The organism is Bradyrhizobium sp. CCBAU 51745, from assembly GCF_028128715.1.
Classification (GTDB): Bacteria; Pseudomonadota; Alphaproteobacteria; order Rhizobiales; family Xanthobacteraceae; genus Bradyrhizobium; species Bradyrhizobium manausense.
This window is the reverse complement of sequence record NZ_LBJP01000008.1, coordinates 334,474-359,996: the sequence shown is the minus strand read 5'-3', so window position 1 is coordinate 359,996 and position 25,523 is coordinate 334,474. Positions and strand designations below refer to the sequence as shown.

The window sequence follows — 25,523 nt, the reverse complement described above, 5'->3', positions numbered from 1 at the left end:
GGCTCATCGCACCGCCTCCGGGGTCCTGTCGGCTTCCATCACGCTGAGGAAACGTGCGGTCAGCGGATTGCGCGGGTTGGAGAGCACCTCGTGCGCCGGCCCCTCTTCGATGATCGCGCCGCCGCTCAGGAAAGCGACGCGGTCGGCGACCTCATCGGCGAAGCGGATCTGATGGGTCGAGATGATCATGGTGAGGCCATCGTCGATGGCGAGACGGCGGATCACCTCCAGCACCTCGTTGACGAGCTCGGGGTCGAGCGCCGAGGTCGGCTCGTCCAGCAGCAGCACGCTCGGGTTCGGCGCCAGCGCGCGCGCAATGGCGACGCGCTGCTGCTGGCCACCGGAGAGATGCCGCGGCAGTGCGTCGGCACGATGTGAGAGACCGACGCGGTCGAGCAGCTCGGTGGCGCGGCGATCGGCGTCGATCCCGGTCATGCCGTGCACCCAGCGCAGCGGTCCCGCGATGTTTTCCCGCGCCGACAGGTGGGCGAACAAATTGAATTGCTGGAACACCATGCCGACGCCGACGTTCGCGCGTTCGTTGGCGATGGCGCGCGGCGTCAAGGGCTTGCCGTCGTCGGCAAAGCCGAGGCGGCGGCCACCGACGCGGACGGAGCCGTTGTCCCAGTTTTCGAGATGGTTGATGCAGCGGAGCAGCGTGCTCTTGCCGGAGCCGCTGGGCCCGAGCAGCGCGACCACCTCGCCGACGCGGACCGTGAGGTCGAGGCCGTCGAGCACTTTCTGCCTGCCGTAGCTCTTGGTGAGACCCTTGGCCTCCACCGCGATATTGTTGCGCGCGATCGTGGCGGCGCGGCGGGCGCGCTGTTCGCGGGTCAAGGCCAGCGGTGGCGTGTCCGCAAGCTCGGCCGGCGCCGGTTCGGGATCGGCCAAGGCGGTCTCGGCGAACGTAAGCTTGGTGGCGAGATCGACGCGCCTCCACGGCAGGTAATCGGCGAGCTTGCGCTCACGGCTGCTTGTGCGGTCGAGATCGAGCAGCCATTCGACGAACAGCTGGATGCCGCTAATGGTCGCTGTCAACACAAGATAGAGCAGCCCCGAGGCGAAGAAGATCGAGAAGAAGTCGAAGGTCGAGGACGCCAGCTGCGTCGAGCGCAGCGTCAGCTCCTGCACCGCGACGACGGAGGCAAGCGAGGAATTCTTCAGCGCGCTGACGGCCTCGTTGCCGAAGGCCGGAATCATGGTGCGGATCGCCTGCGGCGCGATCACGCGCCACATCAGTATCCGCGGGGTCATGCCGAGTGCCTGGCCTGCCGTCACCTGCCCGCGATCGACGCCGAGCACGCCGGCACGCAGCATCTCCGCGATGAACGGTGCTTCGTTGCAGGCGAGCGCGAGACCTGCGGCCAGCACCGCCGGCAGCTTGATGCCGATATGCGGCAGCGCGTCGTAGGCGAACACCATCTGGAGGATCAGCGGCGTGCCGCGGAAGATCACGGTGTAGCCCCGCGCGATCGCCGCAAGCACCCAGAAGCGCGAGAGCTGCATGCCGGCGAGGATCAATCCGAGGATCGATCCGCCGCCGAGCCCGAGGGCGGTCACCTCGAGGGTGAGCTCGATGCCCTCGAGCAGATACGGCATGCTCAGGTAATGGAGGAACAGCGACATCAATCGGCCGTCAGGACGTCCGGCTCCTTGAAGTTGTTCACATCGAGCTCATGCTTCTTCAGGAGCTCCATGTGAATGCCGGCCTTCTGCACCTCGATCAGCGCAGCGAGCACCGCGTCGCGGAACTTCGGCTTGTCCTTCGGGACGGCGATGCCGACCGAGTACGGGATCGTCACCGCGATCGCTTTCTCCAGCTTGTCCGGATAGGCCTTGACCGCGCTGTCGACGGTATTGACGTCGTTGACATAGGTGTCGGCGCGACCGGCGAGGATCGCCTGGATGCAGTTGGCGTTGTTGTCGTAGAGCTGGACCGTCGGCTCCGCCTTGCCTGCCTTCTTGCACTCGGGCATCAGCGCCTGAACCAGCGGCACCTCGACAAAACCGGTGTTTTCGGCCGCGGCTGCGCCGCACATCGACATGTTGATGCCGTTGATGCCCTTCGGATTGCCCTTGGCGACCAGCACGCCGTCGAACACCTTTGAGTAGGTAATGAAGTCGGCCGCCTTGGCGCGCTCCTTGGTGGCGTAGATGTCGGAGATCACGATGTCGGCCTGCCCTGCGGACAGCGTCGTCAGGAGCGCCGCGAACACCACCGGCTTGTAGGTCAGCTTGAAGCCGAGGCATTCGCCGATGGCTTCGCCGAGATCGATGTCGAAGCCGATATATTTGCTGGGATCCTTCGGATCGATCGTCTCATAGCCCGGCGTGTGCGGGTTGATGGCGTTGACGAGCGTCTTGCCCTTCCAGTCCGGATATTTCTCCTGGAGAGCGGCGCAGGTAGTGGGCGCCGCGGCCTGTGCGCTCGACGGTGCCGCGGCAACGAGGCCGACCGCGATGGCGGCGCCGAGCGCGGCCGTGCGCGACGGCAATGCGCGCGACATCCCCCGCCGCATGTGGTGCAATCTTTGGGGCAAAACCCGTCTGTCCATCTCATGCTCCTTCGAATTGTCATGGCGTTGGCCATGTTCCAGATCTCGGGAGGGAGCCTAGGTGGAGGGCGAGCCGAAAAGCTTGTCCGCGGGCGTACAAAAAATTGGATGGAAGCGGCCCGCGATTTGGGCAGTCGGCTGCACAAAAACTGTTCGCGCGGGAGGCGCACGACGGCACGCAATTCCGAATTCGGAAGAACCAAATGGTCTCGTCCTGCGAAATAGTCCACGCAACCTGGAAATCATCTGGTTAGGTCATTTGACAGAGAATATGCCGATACCTCGCCCAGATACGGCGCGGGCGAACATATCTGCGGTCGGAATCCACAGCACTCCACAGCCTGTCCGCAGCATATCCACAGGCCGACCATGCCGGATTCGCGAGACCACACGAGCACTTGCTGCGCACAAACCCACAGGGAGTGCGTCAGCCGCCGGCCTGGTCGAACACGCTGCGGCAAGCCTCGCTCAAGCTGGAGCGGTTACGACGCAGACAGGCCGTGATGGCCCGGACGTTGGGGATTTCGCCGGCACAGAGCCGGTAGACGTCGGGCGTGCAGGCCCGGCGCTGCTCCGGTGTGCCCTGCTGCGCATTCGCAGCTGATGCAAACAACGTCAGGAACAGGCCGACTGTGGAGGCGCGACGCGCCCGGCTTCTCACACCCGCAAACCGCAAGAACCTCGCCTTCATGACCAGTCTCCTGTCTGCCCTGCCGGACCGGCCGCTGTTGGCCGGTGCGGGCAAAGAGGTAGGAGGAATAAATCGCGGGGGATGTGATCTCTTGCACACTGGCGGCCGCCTGGAACTTCCTAGAGGTCCCCGGATTTACTGGGGGTTCGGGGATCTTCAGAAATCGGTAACCAAACGGACCTCGATCGCCCGATCGTTAAAATCCGAACGATCGGGTCAACCGGCCAACAAACCGGCTTTGCCACAGTTCGCCATCCGCGTTCCGGAGGGTGTGATGAGCGAAGCCGAATTCAATTTGATGCTGGATGCCGTCCGGGACGCCATGATTCACGACACTTTCGCGCCTGCGCCGCTGGAGGACTTCGTGCCCCGCCCGTGGAGCTTCGACGCAGCGCTCAAGAAGCCGCTCAAGGCCGCGAATGACAATGAGGGCGCATGGCCCCTGCTGCCCTTTCCGGATGGCTGGTACGCCGCCTCCTGAAAACCTGCTGAAACCTCCTAGCCAAACCTGACGGCAGGCCACGGGTCTGCGATCAATTCTTGACGCTGTCCTTGTCATCCTGCGGCGCCCTGTCGGGCACATCAGGCGGGAAGATGCTGTCATAGATCGCGCGCGCCTCGGCAATAAGGCGAGCCCGCTCAAGCTCGGATTTCGGGATAAACCGGACGATCTCGCCCACGTGTGCTCCAGCGCTCGATTGATAGGACTGCATGCCTTCGCAGATGCGAAGTTTATGCCATCGGGCCTGAATCGAGGGTTTCCAGCAAGCCCCGGGCAATTCCGGTGGGCGCGGCTCGTGCAGTTGCTGTCCGCGCCCTTGGCGGACCGAACGGAATCACGATTTAGGCTGAAATATCAGAAGTTTGGTGATGGAGGCCACGACCAGAATTGAACTGGTGTACACGGTTTTGCAGACCGTTGCGTAACCACTCCGCCACGTGGCCCCGTAAGGGCGGACCAATATAGAGGATCAGGGGGTTAGGCAACCCCGGCCGGGCGCTTACGCCTTCGCACCGCGAGGCAATCAACCGCAGAATTGGGATCAGCCCAGGTCAGGACCGTTTGCCGCGGCGGAAGTCGCGCCGGCGGCCTTTGGGTTCCGGCTTTGGCGCGAGTTCAGGCATCTCGGCCTGGACTTCGCGATAACGCGTCAACAGCCGTTCAAAACTGGCGTTCAACGTCTCGGCGATGTCGGGGCGCCGCTCGAGCCCCGCCAGCAGCGTCGCCGCTGCCTCGATGGTCGACAGCCCGTCCTTGCGTGGCTCGCGACGCAGGCGACCGTAGCGCGATGGGTGCTTGGGGTTGAGGATCACGCGCTGGCATTTCAGCATCCAGGGATTGCGCCACCACAGCGCCTTGGCCTGGCTCCAGGTGCCGTCGAGCAGCACCACGCCTTCGAGCTTGCCAAAAATGGCACGCTGGTTCTCCGCGACCTCGCCCTTGCGGTTGAGCGCGACGATCTCGCCCTCGACGTCGAGGTCCGCGGCGCGCGCCGAACCGAGATAGAGCACAGCCCAGTGCGAGGCGTTCTCGACCGGACGGCCAAGCGCCTTGGACAGGCTCGGCCAGGACAGGCCGACCTTCACAGTCGCGTCTTCAAAGTGCCTGGCAAGCAGCCGCGCCGTGCCGAGCGCCCTGTCCTGCTCCTGCGGATGCTGCAGGATCAGGAGCGAGAGCTTGTTCTCGATCGGCGTGACAGTGTCGCAGATGCAGAGCGGCATCGGCTTCTGGCAGTGCGGGCATTCGGGGACAGGCTCAGGCGCTGCGGCCGTGGTCTCGGCTGGGTTCGACATGACCGCCGCTATACGCTCGGTACAGCCGTTCAACAACCTATTCCGCCGGCGCCGGCAGCGCACGCGGCTCGGACCGCCGACGCAGGCGGTCAATCAAGAGGTAAATCACCGGCGTGGTGTAGAGGGTGAGGACCTGCGAGACGAACAGGCCGCCGATGATGGTGATGCCGAGCGGACGGCGCAGCTCCGTGCCCGGCCCGGTCGCGACCACGAGCGGAATGCCGGCGAACAGCGCGGCCATGGTCGTCATCAGGATCGGACGGAAGCGCGCCTGGCAGGCCTCGAAGATCGCCTCGGCCGAGGACAGGCCGCGCTGGCGCTCGGCATCGAGCGCGAAGTCGACCATCATGATGCCGTTCTTCTTGACGATGCCGATCAACAGGATGATGCCGACGAAGGCGATCACCGTCAGCGGCGTATTGGTGATCTGCAGCGCCAGCAGCGCGCCGAGGCCGGCCGAAGGCAGTGTCGAGATGATCGTGAGCGGATGGGCGAGGCTCTCATAGAGCACCCCGAGCACGATATACATCGCCACCAGCGCGCCGAGGATCAAGAGCGGCTGCCGACTGCTGGTCCTGGCAAATTCGCCGGCATTGCCGTCAAAGCTGCCGCGGATGCCCTCGGGCATGTGCAATTCGTCGACCGCACGCTGGATGTTCCGCGTGGCAGCCTCGAGCACGACGTCAGGCAAGGTGTTGAACGATACCGTGGTCGATGGCACCGATTGCGAATGATAGACCGCGAGCGCGGCAAGCCCGCGCGTCGCGCGGACCACGGCCGACAGCGGCACCTGCACGCCACCAGCGCCGGCGACGTAGATGCGATCGAGATTGGACGGGTCGACCTGGAATTTCGGATCGATCTCCAGCACCGTCATGTACTGGTTGCGCTGAGTGTAGATGATCGAGATCTGGCGCTGCGAGAAGGCGTTGTTCAGGGCGTTGTCGATGTCCTGCACCCTGACGCCCAGCGCCGCGGCCTTCTGGCGATCAATGTTCAATGTCAGCTGGAGCCCGCCGGGATCGCGGTCGCTGGAGATGTCGGTGATGCCCTCCACCGTCTCCATCCGCTTGGCCACGATCGGCGCCCATTTCTGCAGCAGATCGAGGTCGGTGCTGGAGAGCGTATATTGGAAGTTGGAATCGCTCTGCCGCCCGCCGGCGCGCACGTCCTGGGCGGCGAACATGAACAGACGAATGCCGGGCACGGGATACAATGCCTTCCTGAGACGGTCGATCACGATCTGGGTCGAGACGTGATCGCGCTCTTCCGGCGGCTTCAGGCTGATGAACATGGTGCCACGATTCGAGGTCGCCGAACCGGGGCCCCCGACACCACTGCCGACGGTCGACCCGATGCCGGCGACGGCCGGATCCTGCATCACGATGTCGGCGAGCCGCTGCTGCAGGCTCAGCATCGACTGGAACGAGATGTCGGCCGAGGCGCGCGTCGCTCCGATGACGAAGCCGGAATCGTCGACCGGAAAATCGGATTTGGGAACCTTGATGTAGAGCGTTACGGTTAGACCGATGGTGGCAAAGAAGACCAGCAACGTCAGCAGCGGGAATTCGAGCACGGCGCGCAAGCTGCGGGCATAAAAGGCGACGATACGCGATAGCAAACCTTCAATGACGCGATCGAACAGCGTCGCGGTCTCCGACGTTGTCTGCCGGATATAATGGGCGCAGATCATCGGCGTCACCGTCAGCGACACCAGGGTCGAGACCACGATTGCGAAGGTCAGCGTCAATGAGAATTCACGGAGCAGGCGTCCCTGAATCCCGTTCATGAAAAGGAGCGGTGTGAACGCCGCGATCAGCGACAGGCTGATCGAAACCACGGTGAAGCCGATCTGTTTGGCGCCCTCGAGCGCCGCCCGCATCGGCCGCATGCCATGCTCGAGGTTGCGGAACATGTTCTCGATCATGACGATGGCGTCGTCGACGACGAAGCCGACCGAGATCGCCAGCGCCATAAGCGACAGATTGTCGATCGAGAAGCCGGCGACCCACATGCCGGCACAGGTGCCGGCCAGCGCCAGCGGCACCGAGATGCCGGCGGCGATCGTCGGCGTGATCCGACGCAGGAACACGAACACCACGACCATCACCAGGCCGGCGGTCGCAAGCAGCGTCCACTGCATATCCATCACGCTGGCGCGGATCGTGGTGGTCCGATCGACCAGCGTAGACACGTCAACGCCGGCCGGAATCCATTGCCTCAGCTCGGGAATCAGCGCCTTGACCCGGTCGACGGTGTCGATGACGTTGGCGTCCCCCTGCTTGGTGATCTGGATCAGCACCGCCGGCTGCTTGTTGAACCAGGCGATCGAGCGCGCGTTGCGGACGCTGTCCTCGATATCGGCGACGTCGGAGAGCCGGACGAAATTGCCGTTCGAGCTCTTGACCACGATGTCGCGGAATTCCTGCGCCGTGCGCATCTGCCGGTTCAGCGACAGCGTCTCGCTCTGGCGCTCGCCGTTGAAGATGCCGACGGGGCCAAGCGGGTTGGCGTTGATGATAGCGGTACGCACGTCGTCGGTGGCGATCCCCGCATTCGACAGCGCCACCGGGTTGAGCTGAATCCGAACCGCCGGCTGGTCGGCGCCCGATACCGTCACGTCGCCGACACCGGGTACCTGCGAGATGCGCTGCGCCAGCACGGTATCGGCGACGTCGTAAATCGCGCTCGCCGATAGCGTCTTGGAGGTCAGCGCCAGCACGAAGACCGGCGCGCCGGCCGTGTTCGCTTTCCGGAAGCGCGGCAGCGCCGGCAGGTCGCTGGGCAGGTCGACGAGGGCCGCGTTGATCGCGGCCTGCACATCGCGCGCCGCCTTGTCGATGTTGCGGCCGATGTCGAACTGGAGCTGGATGTTCGCGACGCCGAGCGACGACGTCGAGGTGATCTGGTTGATGCCGGCGATTTCACCGAGCCGCCGTTCAAGCGGCGCGGCGACGGTGGCCGCCATCACCGACGGGTCGGCGCCGGGACGGCTCGCCGAGACGAAGATGGCGGGGAAGTCGACGTTGGGGACGGAAGCGACGGGAAGCAACTCGTAGGCGACCGCTCCCAGTAGGAACAGCCCGATCGACAGCAGCGTGGTCGCGACGGGACGGCGGATGAACGGTTCCGAGATCGATGCCATCACTGCATCCCCTCGGTCGCGCCGGCCGTGGGCGCCTCGGGCTCGGGCGGCGGCAGCGCCTGCTCGAGGCGGCGATTGATGCGGTCGAGCGCGAGGTAGATCACGGGCGTGGTGTAGAGCGTCAGCAGCTGGCTCAGGAGCAGGCCGCCGATGATGGAGATGCCGAGCGGAAAGCGCAGCTCCGCGCCGGTGCCGCTCTCGATCGCCAGCGGCAGCGCGCCGAACAGCGCCGCGAGCGTCGTCATCATGATCGGCCGGAAGCGCAACAGGCAGGCCTGCACGATGGCTTCATGGGCCGGCATGCCCTGCCCGCGCTCGGCCTCCAGCGCGAAGTCGATCATCATGATCGCGTTCTTCTTGACGATGCCCATCAAGAGGATGATGCCGATCAGGCCGATCACCGAGAGGTCCTGCCCAAACAGCATCAGCGCCAGGATGGCGCCGACGCCGGCCGATGGCAGCGTCGAGAGGATCGTGATCGGGTGGATGTAGCTCTCATAGAGCACGCCCAGCACGATGTAGATCGTGATCACGGCGGCGAGCAGCAGCCAGGGCTGGCCGGCCAGCGCCTTGGCGAATTCGGCGGCATCGCCAGCATAGACGCCGACGATGCTGTTGGGCATCTCGATCCGGGTCTCGATCGCTTTCACCGCCTCGACGGCATCGCCGAGCGCGGCGCCCGGGGCGAGGTTGAAGCTGAGCGAGATCGCCGGGAATTGCGCCTGGTGCGAGATCGCCAGCGGCGCCGTGGTGCGCTTCAAGGTCGCCACCGCATCGAGCGGCACTTGCGCGTTGGGCGCGCCGGCGGTCGCGCTGGCGCCGCCCGGCAGATACAGCTTTGACAGGATCGAGGGATCGCGCTGGTACATCGGCAGCGCCTCCAGCACCACGCGGTACTGGTTGGCCTGGCCATAGATGGTCGAGATCTGCCTTTGTGCAAAAGCATCGTTGAGCGTGTCGGTGATGGCCTGCAGGCTGACGCCGAGCTGGCCGGCGCGGGTGCGGTCGACCTCGAGCTGCGCGCGCAGGCCGCCCTCCTGGGCTTCCGAGGAGACGTCGCGGAACAAGGGATCGCGCCGCATTTCATCGACGAGCTTGCGTGCCCATTCCGACACCAGCGCCGCGTCGGTGCCGGTCAGCGTGTACTGGTATTGCGAGCGGCTCGACTGGGTCGAGATCTGCACGTCCTGCACCGGCTGGAAATAGACGGTCATGCCGGGAATGCCGGAGACCTTGTCCTTCAACCGGGCAATGACCGCTCCGATATCGTCGCGTCGCTCGCCACGCGGCTTCAGCGTCATGACGAGGCGCCCGACATTGGTGGTCGGATTGACCGAACCCGCGCCAATCACCGAGACGACGCCTGTGACGTCGGGATCGGCCTTGATGGCGTCGGCGGCATCGGCCTGCCGCTTCTGCATCTCGGCGAAGGAGACATCCGGGCCGGCCTCTGTCACCGCGGTGATCGAGGCGGTGTCCTGCAGCGGCAAGAACCCCTTTGGCGCGACGACATACAGGACGAGTGTTGCGGCCAGCGTCACGAAGGTCACCACCAGCGTGGTGCGCTGATGCCGCAACACCACGAGCAACGTGCGGTGATAGAATTCGACGGTGCGATCGATGAAGCGGCTGATGGCGGCGAGGCCCGGCACCGCCAGCTCCTCATGGGTGTGCTTGAGCAGGCGCGAGCACATCATCGGCGTCAGCGTCAGCGAGACCACCGCCGAGGTCACGACCGCAATCGTCAGCGTCAGCGCGAATTCGCGGAACATGCGTCCCACAAGACCCGACATGAACAAAAGCGGGATGAACACCGCGATCAGCGACACCGTCAGCGAGATCACTGTGAAGCCGATTTCACTGGCGCCCCTCAGCGAGGCTTGCATCGCGTTGTCGCCATTCTCCATGTGGCGGACGATGTTCTCGATCATCACGATGGCATCGTCGACCACGAAGCCGGTGCCGATCGTCAGCGCCATCAGCGAAAGATTGTCGAGGCTGAAGCCGGCAAAATACATGATGCCGAAGCTCGTGATCAGCGACAGCGGCAGCGCCACGCCCGCGATCAGTGTTGCGCGCAGCGAGCGCAGGAACAGCAGCACCACCAGCGTCACCAGCACGACGGCAAGCACGAGCGTAAACTGCACGTCGTGGACCGAGGCGCGAATGGTGACGGTGCGGTCTGAGACGATGGTCAGTTTTACGCCGGCCGGAATGGCACGCTGCACCTTCGGAATCTCGGCGCGGATCTGGCTGACGACGTCAATGACATTGGCGCCGGGCTGGCGCTGGATGTCGATGATGACGGCCGGCGTGCCCTGGTACCAGCCGCCGGTGCGGTCGTTCTCGAGCCCGTCGACGATCTGCGCGACGTCGCCGATCGTCACCGGCGAGCCGTTGCGATAGGCGATGATGATGGGACGGTAAGCCTCGGCGGCGGCGATCTGGTCGTTGGCCGCGATGATGTAGGACTGCTGGGCACCGTCGAGCGAGCCCTTTGGCCCGGAGACATTGGCGTTTGCGATGGCTGCGCGCAAGTCCTCCATGGCGATGCCGTAGGCGGCAAGCCGCGCCAGATCGGCCTGGATGCGCACGGCCGGCTTCAGCCCGCCGAGCACGGAGACGCGGCCGACGCCGGAGATCTGGCTGAGGCGTTGGGCCAGCAGCGTGTCGGCGATGTCGCTCATCGCCCGCAGCGAGATCGTGTCCGAGCGCAGCGCCAGCGTCATGACCGGCGCATCCGCCGGGTTCACCTTGGCGTAGGTCGGCGGGTAAGGCAGCGTCTTGGGCAGGACGCCGGCGGCGGCGTTGATCGCAGCCTGCACGTCCTGGGTCGCACCGTCGATGTCGCGGTTGAGGTCGAACTGCAGCGAGATCTGGCTGACGCCGAACGAGCTCGTCGAGTTCATCGCCGTCAGCGACGGGATCTGGCCGAGCTGCCGCTCCAGCGGCGCGGTGATCAGCGAGGCGATCACGTCGGGGCTCGCGCCCGGCAGCTGCGTCGTCACCTGCACCGTCGGGAAGTCGACCTGCGGCAGCGCCGAGACCGGCAGCGCGAAATAGCCGAGCAGCCCGCCGATCAGCAGCGCAATGCCAAGCAGCGAAGTTGCGATCGGCCGGCGGATGAAGGGTTCGGAGACACCCATGGGATACGCCTGCCGCGTCAGGCGGCTGTTGCCGGGATCATGGCTGCTTGGCTCCAGATCCGGATGATTGAGCCCCCGATGGTTGAGCCCCCGGCCCCGGCGCTGGGCCCGTCTGGCCCTTCTGGTCGCCTTCGCTGCTGTTCCGCTTGGCGCGGAATTCGCCGTCCTTGCCTTGTCCGTCCTTCTGGCCCTCCTTCGCCTGACCGCCCTTGCCGTCGGCTTGCGGAGCGCGCGTGCGCTTGCGCGGAGCGAGGTCGGCCGACGGCGTCTGCTCGTCGCGGCCGACGCTGACCTTGGAGCCGTCGGACAGATTGGCAAAACCGGTGGTTACGACCCGATCGTTCGGCGTCAGGCCGCTCGCAATCACCGCATCACGCTCGTTCTGCTGCGTCACCGTGACAGGCTTGGCCGTCACGACGTTGTCCTCGCCGATGACGTAGCTGAACGTGCCGATCGGCCCGCGCTGCACCGCCGAGGTCGGCACCACCAGCGCCTGGTTCAGCGTTTCGACCTTGAGGCGGACATTGACGAACTGCCCGGGCCAGAGCTGGTAATTGGCGTTGGGGAATTCCGCCTTGAGCCTCAGCGTGCCGGTGGTCTGGTCGACCTGGTTGTCGATGCCGGTGAGCTTGCCGGTGTCGATCACGGTGACGCCGTCATTGCCGAACACGTCGACCGACAGCGCGCCCTTCGCGGCAGCGGCATTGACGCGCATGATTTGCTGCTGCGGCAGGCTGAACCACACCGCGATCGGCTGCAATTGGGTGATGACGACGAGGCCGGTGGTGTCGGAGGCGTGGATGATGTTGCCCTGGTCGACCTGGCGCAGGCCGGCGCGGCCCGACAGCGGCGCCACGATCTTGGTGTAGCTCAGCGTCGCCGCCGCATTGTCGATTGCGGCCTGGTCGGCCTTGACCAACGCCTCGGTCTGCGCGACCGCAGCGCGCTGGGTGTCGGCCTGCTGCTTGGAGCCGGCATTGGAGGCAGCTAACTGCTCGTAGCGCGCAAGGTCGATGCGCTGGTTGGCGAGCTGGGCCTCGTCCTGTGCCTTCTTGGCTACGGCCTGGTCATAGGTCGCCTGGTAGAGCGCGGGGTCGATCTCGCCGAGCACGTCGCCCTTTTTGACGTCCTGGCCTTCGGTGAACTTCACCGCAATCAGCTTGCCGTCGACCTGGGAGCGCACGGTGACCGTGTTGAGCGCGCGGATGGCGCCGACGCCGTCGAGATAGACCGGCACGTCCTGCACGCGCGGCGTCGCCGCCAGCACAGGCACCGGCAGATCGGGCCGAGCGTTGCGGTCATTTGCCGGCTTCTGATGCCACGCGATCCAGCCGAGATAGCCGAGACCGCCGAGGATCGCGAGCGTGATCAGAGTCATGACAAAGCCGCGGCCGCGCGACTTCTTCGCCATCCCCGCTTTCGCGCCGTCCTTTGTATCCGGCTTAAAGAGCATTGACCGGTTTCTCCATTCGCGGCTCCCAGCCGCCGCCGAGCGCCTGATACAGGCTCACGATGGCAAGAAGCCGTGCGAGCTGCGCCTGTGACAGGGTGTCTTCGGCCTGGAACAGCGTCAGCTGGGTGTTGAGCACGGTCACGATATCGGCCGTGCCGGCGCGCAGCTGCTGCTCGGCGAGATCGAAGGCGCGCCGCGAGGCGTTGACCACGTCGCGCTGCAATTGCAGCTTGATCGTGGTCTGCTTGATTGAAAATAGTGCGTTGTCGACGTCGGTGAAGGCCTGGACGATGGTTTTGCGGTAGGTCTGCAGCAGTTCGTCCTGCCGCGCCTTGGCATATTCGAAATTGCCGAGGATCTTGCCGCCGTCGAAGATCGGCTGGGTCGCGCTGCCGACCAGCTGGAAGAACGCCGCGTGCGGCTGGAACAGCGAAAACAGCGCCGAGCTCTGATAGCCGCCATTGCCGGTGAGCTGGATGCTCGGGAAGAACTGCGCGCGGGCGTTGCCGATATTCGCGGTGGCGGAGGCGAGCTGCGCCTCCTGCCGGCGGATATCAGGCCGCTGCGTCAGCAGTTCCGACGGCAGCCCGGGCGTGACACGCGGAATGGCGATCCGGTCCAGCGATCCGCCAGCAAGGCGCACGCTCTCCGGCGGGCGCGACACCAGCACGGCAAGCGCATTGGCGTTCTGGTCGAGGGTCTGGCGCAAGGGCGGCACCAACGCCTTCTGGTTGGCGAGCACACTCTCCTGCTGGGCGACGTCGAGGTCGGTCCCCGTCCCGGCCTTGCGGCGCTCGCGGATGGCATCGAGGATGCGCTGGGCGCTGGCGATGTTGCGCTGGGCGGTGCGCAGGCGGTCCTGTGAGGCCAGCACCTGGAAATAAGCATTGGCAACGGCGGCGAGCGTCGTCAGCGCGACGGTGTCGCGATCGAAGCGGTTGGCCTTGGCGGTCTCCTCCGCCGTTTGCAGCGCATCGCGGTTCTGGCCCCAGAAGTCGAGCTGATAGCTCGCGCTCAGCGACGCCTGGTAGTTGACGACCTCACGGCCGCCATTGGTAAGCCCCGAAGCCGAGGAGCCGGAGGTGCGCGAATAAGTCTCTTGTCCCGTTCCCGACAGGCTCGGCAACAGCGCCGCGCCCGCCTGGCGCGCCTGCGCATCGGCCTCGACGATGCGGGCGACCGCGGCAGCGATATCGAGGTTGACGGTCTGCGCCTCTTCCATCAGCTGCGTCAGCTCGGCCGAGCGGAAGCCGCGCCACCAATCCAACGAGGGCGGTGCGTCCGCCTTCCCGGCATATTTGTACTGCGTGGGGACATCGAGCGCGGGATCGGGAAGGTCCTGGGTCAACACGCAGGCGCCCGAGCTCGAGGCCAGGAATAGCACGGCGACCGCACGCAGCATTCGGGGGGCAGCCCCGAGGACTTGCCCGAGGACTTGCCCAAGGACTTGCCCAAGGACTTGCCGCCTGACAAGGGCCGGAACCCGCTGTGTCACATCCACCCCCCGACGGGCAGGTCATGCCGCTCCCGCGCGGCCGGACGAGCCGATAGGCGGGCGGGCGGCCGGAGGCCATTCTGTAACTCGTTCACAACGTGATGCTTTCTGCGGAACCGGAGATTCATACTAGCCGGGCGCGGAACTGCGGGACAGTCCCGCACCCGCGAAACGCACAGCCGATCACGCCCGCGATCCGATCGTCGGAATGAAGAAGATCCCTGTCTTGCAGCGGCTTTTTCGATTCCAGAAAGGTCCGGAAACACATCAAGCTTACAAAGATTTCATGTGATATTGCAGCCACAGTGGCCCCGAAGACGCAAAGCCAAGGGCCTGCTCTCCACTGAAACCCCCGCCGCAACGCATCGTAGCTTGTCCAGCACGAGGCAGGGACATTGACGCATGCGCATCGCGGTCATCGGAACGGGCATCGCCGGCAACACGGCGGCCTGGACGCTTTCCCAGCGCTACCCGGTGACGATCTATGAGCGCGAGCTGCGTCCAGGCGGCCACAGCCACACCGTCACCATCGACTATCAGGGCACGCCTGTAACCGTGGATATCGGCTTCATCGTCTACAACGAGCTCAACTATCCCGATCTGACCGCAATGTTCGCCCATCTCGGCGTTGCGACGGTCGCAAGCTGCATGAGTTTTGCGGTGTCCGCCGACGGTGGCCGTTTCGAATGGCGCGGCGGTGGCAATGATTGGTGGGCGACCGGGGCCGGCCTGTTTGCCCAACCGGCCAATCTGCTCTCCCCGTCCTACCTGCGGATGCTGACGGAGATCCCGGCGTTCGGCCGCCAAAGTATCGACGACCTTCGGAGCGGCCGCCTCAGCGGACTGACGCTCGGCGCCTATTTCCGCCAGCGGCGATTCTCCAAGCGACTTCTGACCGACTATCTCGCCCCCATGGGCGCTGCGATCTGGTCGGCTCCTGCGCACGACATACTAGACTTTCCGGCCGAGAACTTCGTCGCTTTCTTCGACAATCATCGCCTGCTGCACTACGACCGGCCGGTCTGGCGCACGGTGAGGGGCGGCAGCCAGACCTATGTCGGGCGGCTCCAGGCCGCGTTCAGGGACCGCATCCGGCTCGGCTGCGCCGTGACCTCGATCGCGCGCACGTCGCACGGCGTCGTGGTCGGTGACAGCCACGGCCGGCACGAGAGTTTCGACCATGTGGTGATCGCAGCGCATAGTGACCAGGCGCTCGCGATGCTGTCTGATGCAGACAAGCGCGAGCGCGACATCCTCGGCGCCATCAACTATTCTCCGAACAAGGTCTATCTGCATCGCGACGTCAGGCTGATGCCGAAGCGGCGCCGCGCCTGGGCGTCTTGGAATTTCCTGCGCTGGCAGCGCGAGGGAGCGGCGATGAACGACGTCGCGGTGACCTACTGGATGAACCGGCTTCAAGGGATCGACGCCGACAAGCCGTTGTTCGTCAGCCTCAACCCGCCCTTCGAACCCGCGCCCGAGCTCACCTTCGGTCAATATCTGTGCGAGCATCCGCAGTACAATGCGGCGGCCTTTGCAGCCCAGAAGCGCCTGGCGGAGATCCAAGGCCCGCGGCACACCTGGTTTTGCGGCGCCTGGACCGGCTACGGCTTTCACGAGGACGGCTTGCGCTCGGGCCTTTCGGTTGCCGAAGCGCTGGGGGTGACTGCGCCCTGGCGCACGGGCCCCGTCGAGCTGGCGGAGGCGGCGGAGTAGCGCGATGGCGAGGACAGCCCTTCCGGCATCGGATGCCGCCGCGCTCTATTTCGGCGACGTTATGCACGCGCGGCTGAAGCCGACGGGCCATCGCTTCAGCTACCGCGTCATGAGCCTCCTGATCGATCTCGACCGGCTGGATGAGGCTAACAGGCAGTCGGCGCTGTTCGGCGTCAATCGCGCCGCGCTCTACAGTTTTCACGAGAAGGATCACGGCCCGCGCGACGGCTCCTCGCTACGCGCCTATGCGGAGCGCTGCGCTGCCGCTGAAGGCATCGACCTCCACGGCGGCCGGGTCGAGTTGTTGTGCTATCCCCGCCTGCTCGGCTACGGCTTCAATCCACTCTCGGTCTATTTTTGCCGTAACACCGCCGGCGAGCTGGTGCTGGTGATCTACGAGGTGCGCAACACCTTTGGCGAGATTCATCCGTACGTGTTGCCTGTCGGGGCCGGCGAGCTGAATGCCGCGGGTCTGCGGCAGCAACAGGACAAGCTGTTCTACGTCTCGCCCTTCGTGCCGATGGCGATGCGCTACCATTTCCGGGTGCTGCCGCCGTCCGACACGGTCAAGCTGCGCATCCTGGAGACCGACCACGACGGCCCGCTGCTCGCGGCGACCTTCAGCGGTCGCCGCCGGGCTCTGACCACGCCTGCCCTGTTGCGATCGTTCTTCAGCCTGCCGCTCGTCAGCCTCAAGGTGATGGCGGCGATCCACTGGGAGGCGCTGCGGCTCTGGCTGAAAGGAGCGCGGCTGGTGCCACACCCCGATGCCGCAGGGCAGCGCAGCGACGAAACCATCTTGGCGCAGGGCAAATCGCACCCCTATATTATTTGATCGCTGACCGTTTGCGGGGCGCTCGGGTCAAGCAACAGAGCGGGATGGGCGCACTCGGCTCGCGGTCGGACAGTATCCGTCGGGACCATGGATCTGCCGATGTCGAATGCCATTTCGGTAACACCTGATGACGTCGAGACAGTGTTCGCCGACCTGCCGCGCATCGTTCGCCTTGCGCTGGCCTTCGGGTCGCGGCTGCGACGCGGCACGCTCGACGTCACTCTGCCCGACGGCCGTGTGATCCGGCTCGGCGGACACGAGCCGGGTCCTGAAGCCGCGATGCGGCTGCACAATTACGGCTTCGCATCGCGCCTGATCAACGGCGGCGACATCGGCATTGCCGAAGCCTATCTCGCCGGCGATTGGGACACGCCTGATCTCACGCAGTTTCTGTACCTGTTCTGCGTCAACCATGACCTGATCCAGGCCATGCTGCGCGACAAACCGCTGATGCGGTTCGTGCAGATGGTGCAGCACTGGTTCAACCGCAACACGCGCCGCCAGGCGAGGCGCAACATCCACGCCCATTACGACATCGGCAATGAGTTCTACTCGGCCTGGCTCGATCCGAGCATGACCTATTCGTCGGCGCTGTTCGAAGGCTCGACCACCGATCTCACGGCAGCCCAAACCAACAAATACCGCCGCCTCGCCGAGGCACTCGACCTGAAGCCCGGCCAGAAGCTGCTCGAGATCGGCTGCGGCTGGGGTGGCTTTGCCGAATTCGCCGCCAAGACCTTTGGCGCGCGCGTCGTCGGCCTGACCATCTCGACCGAGCAGCGCGATTTTGCGCAGAAGCGCATCCACGAAGCAGGGCTTGCCGAACAAGTCGAGATCCGGTTGCAGGATTATCGCGACGAGCGCGATCGCTACGACCGGATTGCCTCCATCGAGATGATCGAGGCGGTCGGCGAGCAATTCTGGCCGCGCTATTTCGCCCAGCTGCGCGACCGCCTGCTGCCGGGCGGATTGGCAGGCATCCAGGCCATCACGATCCAGGACCGGCTCTTCCAGGGCTACCGACGCGAGGTCGATTTCATCCAGCGCTACGTTTTTCCAGGCGGCATGCTGCCCTCGCCTGCCGTGCTGAAATCGCTCGGGGACAGGTTCAGCATACCCGTCATCCGTGAGCGCATCTTCGGGCAAGATTATGCCAAGACGCTCGCCACCTGGCGGAATAATTTCCGCGCGGCATGGCCGGCTCTCGCTCCCCTCGGCTTCGACGACCGGTTCCGGCGGCTGTGGGAGTATTATCTCGCCTATTGCGAGGCCGGATTCCTGTCCGGCAATATCGACGTCCGGCAGGTCATCTTCGCAAAGCAGCAATGAGAGTTAAGGCCCTCGCCTTGCAAGGGGTCCTTGTATGGCTGGCGACCCTACTTTAGGCTCTGACGACTTTCTCGCCCCCAGCCGGTAATTGCCTGACATGACCATCAAAAACGACGTTGTCGAAGCCATCGGCAACACCCCGCTGATCAAGCTCAAGCGCGCATCCGAACTGACCGGCTGCACCATTCTCGGCAAGGCCGAGTTCATGAATCCCGGCCAGTCGGTCAAGGACCGCGCCGGCAAATGGATGATCCTGGAGGCTGAGAAGCGCGGCGAGCTGAAGCCGAGCGGCCTCGTGGTGGAAGCAACCGCCGGCAACACCGGCATTGGGCTCGCGGTGGTCGCGAGCGCGCGCGGCTATCGTACGCTGATCGTGATCCCGGAGACGCAGAGCCAGGAGAAGAAGGATTTTCTGAAGCTGTGCGGTGCCGAGCTGCTGGAATCGCCGGCGCTGCCCTATTCCAATCCGAACAATTACCAGCATGTCGGCCGCCGTCTTGCCGACGAGCTGCGCAAGACCGAGCCGAACGGCGTGCTGTTCGCCGACCAGTGGAACAACCTCGACAATGCCAAGGCGCATTACGACTCGACCGGTCCCGAGATCTGGGCGCAGACCGGCGGCAAGATCGACGGCTTCGTCTGTTCGGTCGGCAGCGGCGGCACGCTCGCCGGCGTCAGCCGTTTTCTGAAAGAAAAGAACAAGGACATCCGGATTGCCTGCGCCGATCCGCACGGCGCCGGCATGTTCGAATATTTCAGGACCGGCGAAGCCAAGGCGACGCCCGGCGACTCCATCACGGAAGGCATCGGGCTCGGCCGCAAAACCGCGATCGTCGAGAGCGCCAGGGTCGATGACGCCTTTCTCATTCCGGATGCGGAAGCTGTGAGTGTGATCTACGAGCTGCTGCAGCACGAAGGCCTATGCCTCGGCGGCTCAACCGGCATCAATATTGTCGGCGCGATGCGGCTCGCCAAGCAGCTCGGACCAGGCAAGACCATCGTCACCATTCTCTGCGATTCCGGCAGCCGCTATCAGTCGAAGCTGTTCAATGCCGACTTCATGCGGGCCAAGAACCTGCCCGTGCCGGAATGGCTGGAGAAGCGCAGCAACATCAAGCTGCCGTTCGTCTAGCTCGATCGGTCGGCTCCAGCTGCCTAGCTCAGCGCAGGATCTGGCTCAGGAACAGCTTGGTGCGGGCGTGTTGGGGCGCGGCGAAGAATTCGTTCGGCGTGTTGGCCTCGATGATCTGGCCGGCGTCCATGAACACCACGCGGTTGGCGACTTCCTTGGCAAAGCCCATCTCGTGGGTGACGACCAGCATGGTCATCCCTTCCTCGGCGAGGTCGACCATGGTGTCGAGCACCTCCTTGACCATTTCGGGATCGAGCGCCGAGGTCGGCTCGTCGAACAGCATCACCTTCGGGTTCATGGTCAGCGCGCGCGCGATGGCGACGCGCTGCTGCTGGCCGCCGGACATCTGGCCGGGAAACTTGTTGGCCTGGTGCGGGATCTTGACCCGCTCCAGGAACTTCATCGCGGTGGCTTCGGCATCCTTCTTGGGAATGTTGCGGACCCAGATCGGCGCCAGCGTGCAATTGTCGAGCACGGTGAGATGCGGAAACAGGTTAAAGCTCTGGAACACCATGCCGACCTCGCGGCGCACCGCGTCGACATGCTTGAGGTTCGGCCCGAGCTCGATGCCGTCGACGACGATCTCGCCCTCCTGGAACTCCTCGAGCGCGTTGATGCAGCGGATCAAGGTCGACTTGCCCGAGCCCGAGGGGCCGCAGATGACGATGCGCTCGCCCTTGCTGACGTCGAGATCGATGTCGCGGAGCACGTGAAACTCGCCGTACCATTTGTTCAGGCCGGAAATCTTGACGATGGGGTCGGACATGGTGGCCTCGATCAATTGCGGCGGTGGGCGTTGAGGCGGTGCTCGACGAAGAGCGAGTAGCGCGACATTCCAAAGCAGAAGATGAAGTAGATGATGCCGACGAAGGCAAAGCCGGTGAACGCGGTCGATGGCGTGGTCCAGACCGGATCGGCGAATGAGGCGCGCAGCGAGCCGAGCAGATCGAACAGCGCGACGATCGACACCAGCGAGGTGTCCTTGAACAGCGAGATGAAGCTGTTGACGATGGCGGGAATGACGTGGCGCAGCGCCTGCGGCAGCACGATCAGCGATGTGGTCTTCCACCAGGACAGGCCGAGCGCGGAGGCCGCCTCGCCCTGCCCGCGCGGCACCGCTGCCAGACCGCCGCGCAGGTTCTCGGCCTGATAGGCGCCTGTGAACAGGGAAACGCCGATCAGCGCGCGCACCAGCCCGTCGACGGTGAAGTTGCCCGGCAGGAATAAGGGCAGCATGTAGGTCGCGAAGAACAGCACCGTGATCAGCGGCACCCCGCGCCAGAACTCGATATAGGTGATCGAGAAGATCCGGATCAGGGGAATGGTCGAGCGCCGGCCGAGCGCGAGCGCGACGCCGATCGGCAAGGACGCCACGATGCCGGTAATGGCGATCACCAGTGTCACCAGCAGCCCGCCCCACAGCCGCGTATCGACGATCGGCAAGCCGCCGTGATCGAGCCCCATCAGCTTGATCACCGCGGCAATTCCGGCGAAGGTGGCGAGGCTTGTGATCAACGGCCGCAATCCGGCCCGCGCGCCGCCACCGAGCACGAACAGGATCACCGAGACGACCACGGCCGTGACCAGGAAGTCGAGCCAGGGCCCCTGTCCTGCCGCCTGCATCTGGTCGCGTAGCCAGGTCAGTGGAAAGATCACCCAATGCAGCAACGTGCCGATCAGCGCGATGACGCTGCCGATCGCCCACAGCAGCGGGCCGACGGCCGAGGTCTTGCTCAGGCCGACCACAACCGCACCGGCTCCGCTGATGCTGTCGGCGAACAATTGCAGCAGGCCTGCAACCCAGCTCACGCCGAAGCCGGCGATGCCGCCGCCATGCAGCAGAAAGAAAGCAACGGCGGGAAACGCAAAGAAGAACAGTCCGGCATTCACGCTCTTGGCCGGCAGCCGCGGAATCAGCAGCGGCAGAAGCAGCACAGCGCCGAGCGCGAAGGTCAGGGTGACCCGCCAGCGTTCGGCCTCGGGATAGAAGCCGTAGATAAGCTGCGTGGACTTGGCCTGGATAAAGGGCCAGCAGGCGCCGACCGGATGACCGACATTCTCGGCAAGGCAGGCCGTGCGGTCCTTGCCGCTCCAGACCGCATCGACCAGCAAGAACTTGAAGCTTGGAACAACGATGTACCAGATCAGCAACAGGCCCAGGATGGTCAGCAGGATATTGGTCGGCGAGTTCAACAGGCGCGTGCGGACGAAGCCGGCAAAGCCGGTGGTCTTCACCGGCGCCGGGCGCTCGGCAACCAGGTCCTGTCGGACATAGGACGACGCCACGATATCGGTCATGCACCCAGGCTCCGGCTGATGCGCCAGCCATAGACGCTCATGATGGCGCTGGTGACGAGCGAGGTGAGCAGATACACGCCCATCGTCATGGCGATGATCTCGATCGCCTGTCCGGTCTGGCTCAATGCCGTGCCGGCGAACACCGAAACGAGATCGGGATAACCGATCGCGACCGCAAGCGACGAGTTCTTGGTCAGGTTGAGGTACTGGTTGGTGAGCGGCGGCACGATCACGCGCATGGCTTGCGGCACCACGATCAGCCGCAAGGTCGCGCCTCGGCTAAGGCCCAGCGAGGAGCCCGCCTCCATCTGCCCCTTGTGGACCGAGAGGATTCCTGCACGCACGATCTCGGCGATGAAGGCCGCGGTATAGGTCGACAGCCCCACTGTCAGCGCGACGAATTCCGGAATGACCCGCGCCCCGCCGGCAAAGTTGAATCCCTTCAGCTGTGGAAATTCGAACGTGACGGGAGGACCGAAGGCAAGGATCGTCGCGAGCGGCAATCCGACAAGCAAAATCAGTACGTATGGCCAGATCCGGATCACGCGGCCCTGACCGAACAGCGCCCTCTTCGCGTAGCTGCGCAACGCCAGCGACGCGACAAGGCCGAGCGCCAGCGCGGCAAGGAAAGGAACGAGGCCAGGCTGCCCCAGCGCCGACGGCACGATCACACCACGATTGTTGAGAAAGAAGGCGCCGAGGACCGACACGCTTTGCCGCGGCGACGGCAGCGCCGCGAGCACGGCGAGATACCAGAACAGGATCTGGAACAGCAGCGGCAGGTTTCGGATCGCCTCGACATAGAGGCCGCCGACGCGCGACACCAGCCAGTTCGGCGACAGACGGCAGAGCGCCACGACGAAACCGATCACGGTCGCAAAGAAGATGCCGACCACCGAGACCAGCAGCGTGTTCAGCACGCCGACCAGGAACACGCGGAAATAGGTATCTGACGCCGAATAGGAAATCAGGGTCTGATTGACGTCGAAGCTGGCGCTGTTTTGCAGGAACCCGAAGCCCGCGGCAATGTGCTGGGTTTCCAGGTTGGTGCGGGCATTGGATATGATCTCATAGGCCATCCATGCCAGGATCGCGCCAAAGACAAGCTGGACGGCGACGCCGTTCCAGCCTGCCTTGCCACCAAGCGCGCGCCGGAGCTTCAGCGCGATCTGCGGTGGCGGTTTCCGGGCCTCGACGCCCATCGGCGCAGCCTTCGCTTTGCCGATCAGCGGATCGGCGGCGCGTATTGCAGGCCGCCCTTGGACCAGAGGGCGTTGACGCCGCGGGCGATCTTGAGCGGCGAGCCGGCGCCGACGTTGCGATCGAACGACTCTCCATAATTGCCGACCGCCTTGACGATCCGGATCACCCAATCCTTGGTAAGGCCAAGCTGTTCGCCGAGATTGCCGTCGGTGCCGAGCACCCGCTTCAGCTCCGGCTTGTCGGACTTCACCATCTCGTCGACGTTCTTCTGGGTGATGCCGAGCTCCTCGGCCGTGACCATCGCAAACAGCGTCCATTTCACGATGTCGAACCACTGATCATCGCCGTGACGCACCATCGGACCCAGCGGCTCCTTGGAAATGATCTCGGGCAGCACAACGTGATCGGCAGGATTCGTCAGCTTCAGGCGGGTGGCATAGAGTCCGGACGAATCGTCGGTGAAGACGTCGCAGCGCCCCGACTCGTAGGCCTTGACGGTCTCGTCGATCGTGCCGAACGCGATCACCTCATACTTCATGTTGTTGGCCTTGAAGTAGTCGGCGAGGTTCAGCTCGGTGGTGGTGCCGGTCTGGACGCAGACGGAGGCGCTGTTGAGCTCCAGGGCTGAATTCACCTTGAGCGACTTCTTCACCATGAAGCCCTGCCCGTCATAATAAGTCACGCCGGTGAAATTGGCGCCAAGCGAGGTGTCGCGCGATATCGTCCAGGTGGTGTTGCGCGACAGCACGTCGATCTCGCCGGATTGGAGCGCCGTGAAGCGGTCCTTGGCAGACAGCGACACGAACTTGACCTTGGTCGGATCATTGAAGACCGCGGCGGCGATCGCGCGGCAAACGTCGACGTCAATGCCGGTCCAGTTGCCCTTGTCGTCGGGCGAGGAGAAGCCGGGCAGGCCCTGGCTGACGCCGCAGGACAACATGCCCCGATCCTTGATGGTCTTGAGCGTTTGCGCGTCAGCAGCTTGGGCTGAGAGGCCGGCGGCGAGAGCAAGAGAGAGAGCCAGGGTTACACGTTTCATGGGCTTCAAGCCTTTCAAAGTCATCTCAAGGTCGGGAACGGAATCCCTGCAAGGACGCGCCTTGCAAGAGTCATGCTGGAAAACCTTGCCGAACACCCGCCCATCCCAGGGAGCCATACCTTAATCCTCGCCGCTGGCGCCCGCCGCTGTGGCTGTGGCGCAAGGTCCGGTCAGACGATGGATCGAAGGTCGCGGCAGGCCCCTCAACATGCGGCGACTGAATAGCACCTGCGCATCACAGAACGACTGGCGAGCCGGGTCAAGGGGTTGACGGGACTCTTCTGTGTTCTGTTATTAACGATCGCGGCCCCGAGGCCGCCCCGGCCGTGCGGTCCGCGCCCGGCGGAAACGCTTTTTTGAAAGCAGACGCATGGATTCCTCGCACTCCGCAGAGCAGCACGCCGAAACCCGCCTGGTCACCTCCGGTCGCGACACCAAGGCGCAGAAGGGGTTCGTCAATCCGCCCGTGTTCCACGGCTCGACCGTGCTCTATCCCACCGCCGAGGACCTGCATGCCCACCGCGGCGAGTTCACCTATGGCCGCCACGGCACCCCGACCACCAGGGCGTTCCAGGACACGCTGATGGCGCTGGAGGGACCGCAATGCGCCGGTGTCGGCATCGTGCCGTCGGGCCTTTCGGCGATCTCCACCACCCTGCTCTCGGTGCTGAAGACCGGCGATCACATCCTTGTTGTTGACAACATCTATCGGCCCTCACGCAATTTCTGCAACGGCATGCTCGCCCGTTACGGCGTCCAGACAACCTATTTTGATCCGCTGATCGGCGCCGGCGTCGAGAAGCTGTTCAAGCCCAATACCCGCGCCGTGCTGGTCGAGGCGCCGGGCTCGCAGTCCTTCGAGATGCCTGACATCCGCGCCATCGCCGACGTCGCGCATGGGCGTGACGCGCTCGTCATCGACGACAACACTTGGGCGACGCCGCTCTATCACCGCTCGCTCGAACAGGGCGTCGACATCTCCATGCAGGCGGCCACCAAATATATCGGCGGCCATTCCGACATCATGTTCGGCACGATCTCGGCCAATGCCAGGGCCTGGCCGCAGATAGCCGAAGGCATCCGCCTGCTCGGTGTCTGCGCCGGCCCCGACGATGTCTTCCTCGCACTGCGCGGCCTGCGCACGCTGTCGGTGCGGCTCGCGCAGCATCACCGTTCAGGGCTGGAGATGGCGCGCTGGCTCGCTGGCCGGCCGGAAGTGGCGCGCGTGCTGCATCCGGGGCTCGAGACCGATCCGGGGCACGCGATCTGGAAGCGCGACTTCACCGGCGCCTCCGGCCTGTTCAGCATCGTGCTGAAGCCCGCGCCGCAAAAGGCGGTCGACACCATGCTGAACACGCTCAAGCTGTTCGGCATGGGTTTTTCCTGGGGCGGTTTCGAAAGCCTGGCGATTCCCTTCGATTGCGATGCCTACCGCACCGCGACCAAATGGGCACCGGGCGGCCCGACGCTGCGACTCCACATCGGGCTCGAGAGCGTCGACGACCTCAAGGCCGATCTCGACCGCGGCTTCGCTGCCCTCAAAGCGGCGATGTGAGCCTGCTCACGCGCCATTCCGCCTGCGCACGCGCCAATGCGCGCCGCGAGAACGTGCAGGAGCACCGGACGTTGACGCCGACGAGCCAACAAGGGGTTGATCCGCCGACGTTTGGCGTTAGCCTGCCCCCTTCGACT

19 protein-coding genes and 1 tRNA gene are annotated in these 25,523 nt (G+C 64.7%); 6 read left to right on the top strand and 14 right to left on the bottom strand.

The genetic code is table 11. The features are described from left to right. Positions 1-3: 3 nt before the first annotated feature. From XH98_RS12490 to XH98_RS12480, 3 genes are all read right to left on the bottom strand, one after another. Complete coding sequence (locus XH98_RS12490) at positions 4-1,626, bottom strand: amino acid ABC transporter permease/ATP-binding protein (protein ID WP_271618749.1); 1,623 nt, start codon at positions 1,624-1,626, stop codon at positions 4-6. Then, positions 1,626-2,507 (bottom strand): ABC transporter substrate-binding protein, encoded by an 882-nt coding sequence (locus tag XH98_RS12485; protein WP_271618748.1) that lies wholly within the window; start codon positions 2,505-2,507, stop codon positions 1,626-1,628. Before XH98_RS12485 ends, XH98_RS12490 begins: the two co-directional genes overlap by 1 nt. A gap of 475 nt (positions 2,508-2,982) precedes the next feature. Further along, positions 2,983-3,246: a hypothetical protein gene (locus XH98_RS12480; RefSeq protein WP_057756641.1), complete on the bottom strand. Its 264-nt coding sequence runs from the start codon at positions 3,244-3,246 to the stop codon at positions 2,983-2,985. A gap of 274 nt (positions 3,247-3,520) precedes the next feature. On the opposite strand from XH98_RS12480, the gene XH98_RS12475 reads away from it, so the two are divergent. After that, positions 3,521-3,727, top strand: coding sequence for a hypothetical protein (locus XH98_RS12475; protein WP_271618747.1), 207 nt, complete (start codon positions 3,521-3,523; stop codon positions 3,725-3,727). 52 nt (positions 3,728-3,779) lie between these two features. On the opposite strand, the gene XH98_RS12470 is transcribed toward XH98_RS12475, so the two are convergent. The 7 genes from XH98_RS12470 to XH98_RS12440 all read right to left on the bottom strand — a co-directional run bounded on the left by XH98_RS12470 (position 3,780) and on the right by XH98_RS12440 (position 14,186). Then, complete coding sequence (locus XH98_RS12470; RefSeq protein WP_167354006.1) at positions 3,780-3,926, bottom strand: hypothetical protein; 147 nt, start codon at positions 3,924-3,926, stop codon at positions 3,780-3,782. A gap of 191 nt (positions 3,927-4,117) precedes the next feature. Continuing rightward, positions 4,118-4,191 (bottom strand) — tRNA-Cys (locus tag XH98_RS12465). Positions 4,192-4,299: 108 nt separating this feature from the next. Continuing rightward, complete coding sequence (locus XH98_RS12460; protein WP_271598771.1) at positions 4,300-5,040, bottom strand: tRNA-uridine aminocarboxypropyltransferase; 741 nt, start codon at positions 5,038-5,040, stop codon at positions 4,300-4,302. A gap of 37 nt (positions 5,041-5,077) precedes the next feature. Further along, the gene (locus XH98_RS12455) at positions 5,078-8,185 is read right to left on the bottom strand and encodes an efflux RND transporter permease subunit (protein WP_271618746.1); all 3,108 of its coding nucleotides are present in this window, start codon (positions 8,183-8,185) and stop codon (positions 5,078-5,080) included. Then, complete coding sequence (locus tag XH98_RS12450; protein ID WP_271598769.1) at positions 8,185-11,331, bottom strand: efflux RND transporter permease subunit; 3,147 nt, start codon at positions 11,329-11,331, stop codon at positions 8,185-8,187. The genes XH98_RS12455 and XH98_RS12450 overlap by 1 nt, the downstream gene beginning before the upstream one ends. 37 nt (positions 11,332-11,368) lie before the next feature. Continuing rightward, positions 11,369-12,784 (bottom strand): efflux RND transporter periplasmic adaptor subunit, encoded by a 1,416-nt coding sequence (locus tag XH98_RS12445; protein ID WP_271598768.1) that lies wholly within the window; start codon positions 12,782-12,784, stop codon positions 11,369-11,371. Then, positions 12,774-14,186, bottom strand: a complete 1,413-nt coding sequence (locus XH98_RS12440) for an efflux transporter outer membrane subunit (RefSeq protein WP_271598767.1) — start codon at positions 14,184-14,186, stop codon at positions 12,774-12,776. Before XH98_RS12440 ends, XH98_RS12445 begins: the two co-directional genes overlap by 11 nt. Before the next feature lie 495 nt (positions 14,187-14,681). Here XH98_RS12440 and XH98_RS12435 point away from each other — a divergent pair, with 495 nt between their 5' ends. The 4 genes from XH98_RS12435 to XH98_RS12420 all read left to right on the top strand — a co-directional run bounded on the left by XH98_RS12435 (position 14,682) and on the right by XH98_RS12420 (position 19,291). Further along, positions 14,682-15,995, top strand: coding sequence for an NAD(P)/FAD-dependent oxidoreductase (locus XH98_RS12435; RefSeq protein WP_271598766.1), 1,314 nt, complete (start codon positions 14,682-14,684; stop codon positions 15,993-15,995). A 4-nt stretch (positions 15,996-15,999) separates the two neighbouring features. After that, positions 16,000-16,830, top strand: coding sequence for a DUF1365 domain-containing protein (locus XH98_RS12430; RefSeq protein ID WP_271598765.1), 831 nt, complete (start codon positions 16,000-16,002; stop codon positions 16,828-16,830). Positions 16,831-16,929: 99 nt separating this feature from the next. Further along, a complete protein-coding gene (locus XH98_RS12425) occupies positions 16,930-18,159 on the top strand; it encodes an SAM-dependent methyltransferase (protein ID WP_271618745.1) in 1,230 nt (409 codons plus the stop codon). A 97-nt stretch (positions 18,160-18,256) separates the two neighbouring features. Next, positions 18,257-19,291 carry a cysteine synthase A gene (locus XH98_RS12420; protein WP_271618744.1) on the top strand — a complete coding sequence of 345 codons (1,035 nt, stop codon included), beginning with the start codon at positions 18,257-18,259 and terminating at the stop codon, positions 19,289-19,291. Positions 19,292-19,319: 28 nt separating this feature from the next. Here XH98_RS12420 and XH98_RS12415 read toward each other — a convergent pair whose 3' ends face one another. From XH98_RS12415 to XH98_RS12400, 4 genes are read right to left on the bottom strand one after another with little or no spacing between them, the layout of a single operon-like run. Then, positions 19,320-20,057, bottom strand: coding sequence for an amino acid ABC transporter ATP-binding protein (locus XH98_RS12415; protein WP_271598763.1), 738 nt, complete (start codon positions 20,055-20,057; stop codon positions 19,320-19,322). 11 nt (positions 20,058-20,068) lie between these two features. Further along, positions 20,069-21,589, bottom strand: a complete 1,521-nt coding sequence (locus XH98_RS12410; protein WP_271618743.1) for an amino acid ABC transporter permease — start codon at positions 21,587-21,589, stop codon at positions 20,069-20,071. After that, the gene (locus tag XH98_RS12405; RefSeq protein WP_271598761.1) at positions 21,586-22,791 is read right to left on the bottom strand and encodes an amino acid ABC transporter permease; all 1,206 of its coding nucleotides are present in this window, start codon (positions 22,789-22,791) and stop codon (positions 21,586-21,588) included. Before XH98_RS12405 ends, XH98_RS12410 begins: the two co-directional genes overlap by 4 nt. 23 nt (positions 22,792-22,814) lie before the next feature. Next, complete coding sequence (locus XH98_RS12400; RefSeq protein WP_271598760.1) at positions 22,815-23,831, bottom strand: amino acid ABC transporter substrate-binding protein; 1,017 nt, start codon at positions 23,829-23,831, stop codon at positions 22,815-22,817. 370 nt (positions 23,832-24,201) lie between these two features. Here XH98_RS12400 and metC point away from each other — a divergent pair, with 370 nt between their 5' ends. Beyond that, the gene (metC, locus tag XH98_RS12395; RefSeq protein WP_271618742.1) at positions 24,202-25,386 is read left to right on the top strand and encodes a cystathionine beta-lyase; all 1,185 of its coding nucleotides are present in this window, start codon (positions 24,202-24,204) and stop codon (positions 25,384-25,386) included. The last annotated feature ends 137 nt before the right edge of the window (positions 25,387-25,523 follow it).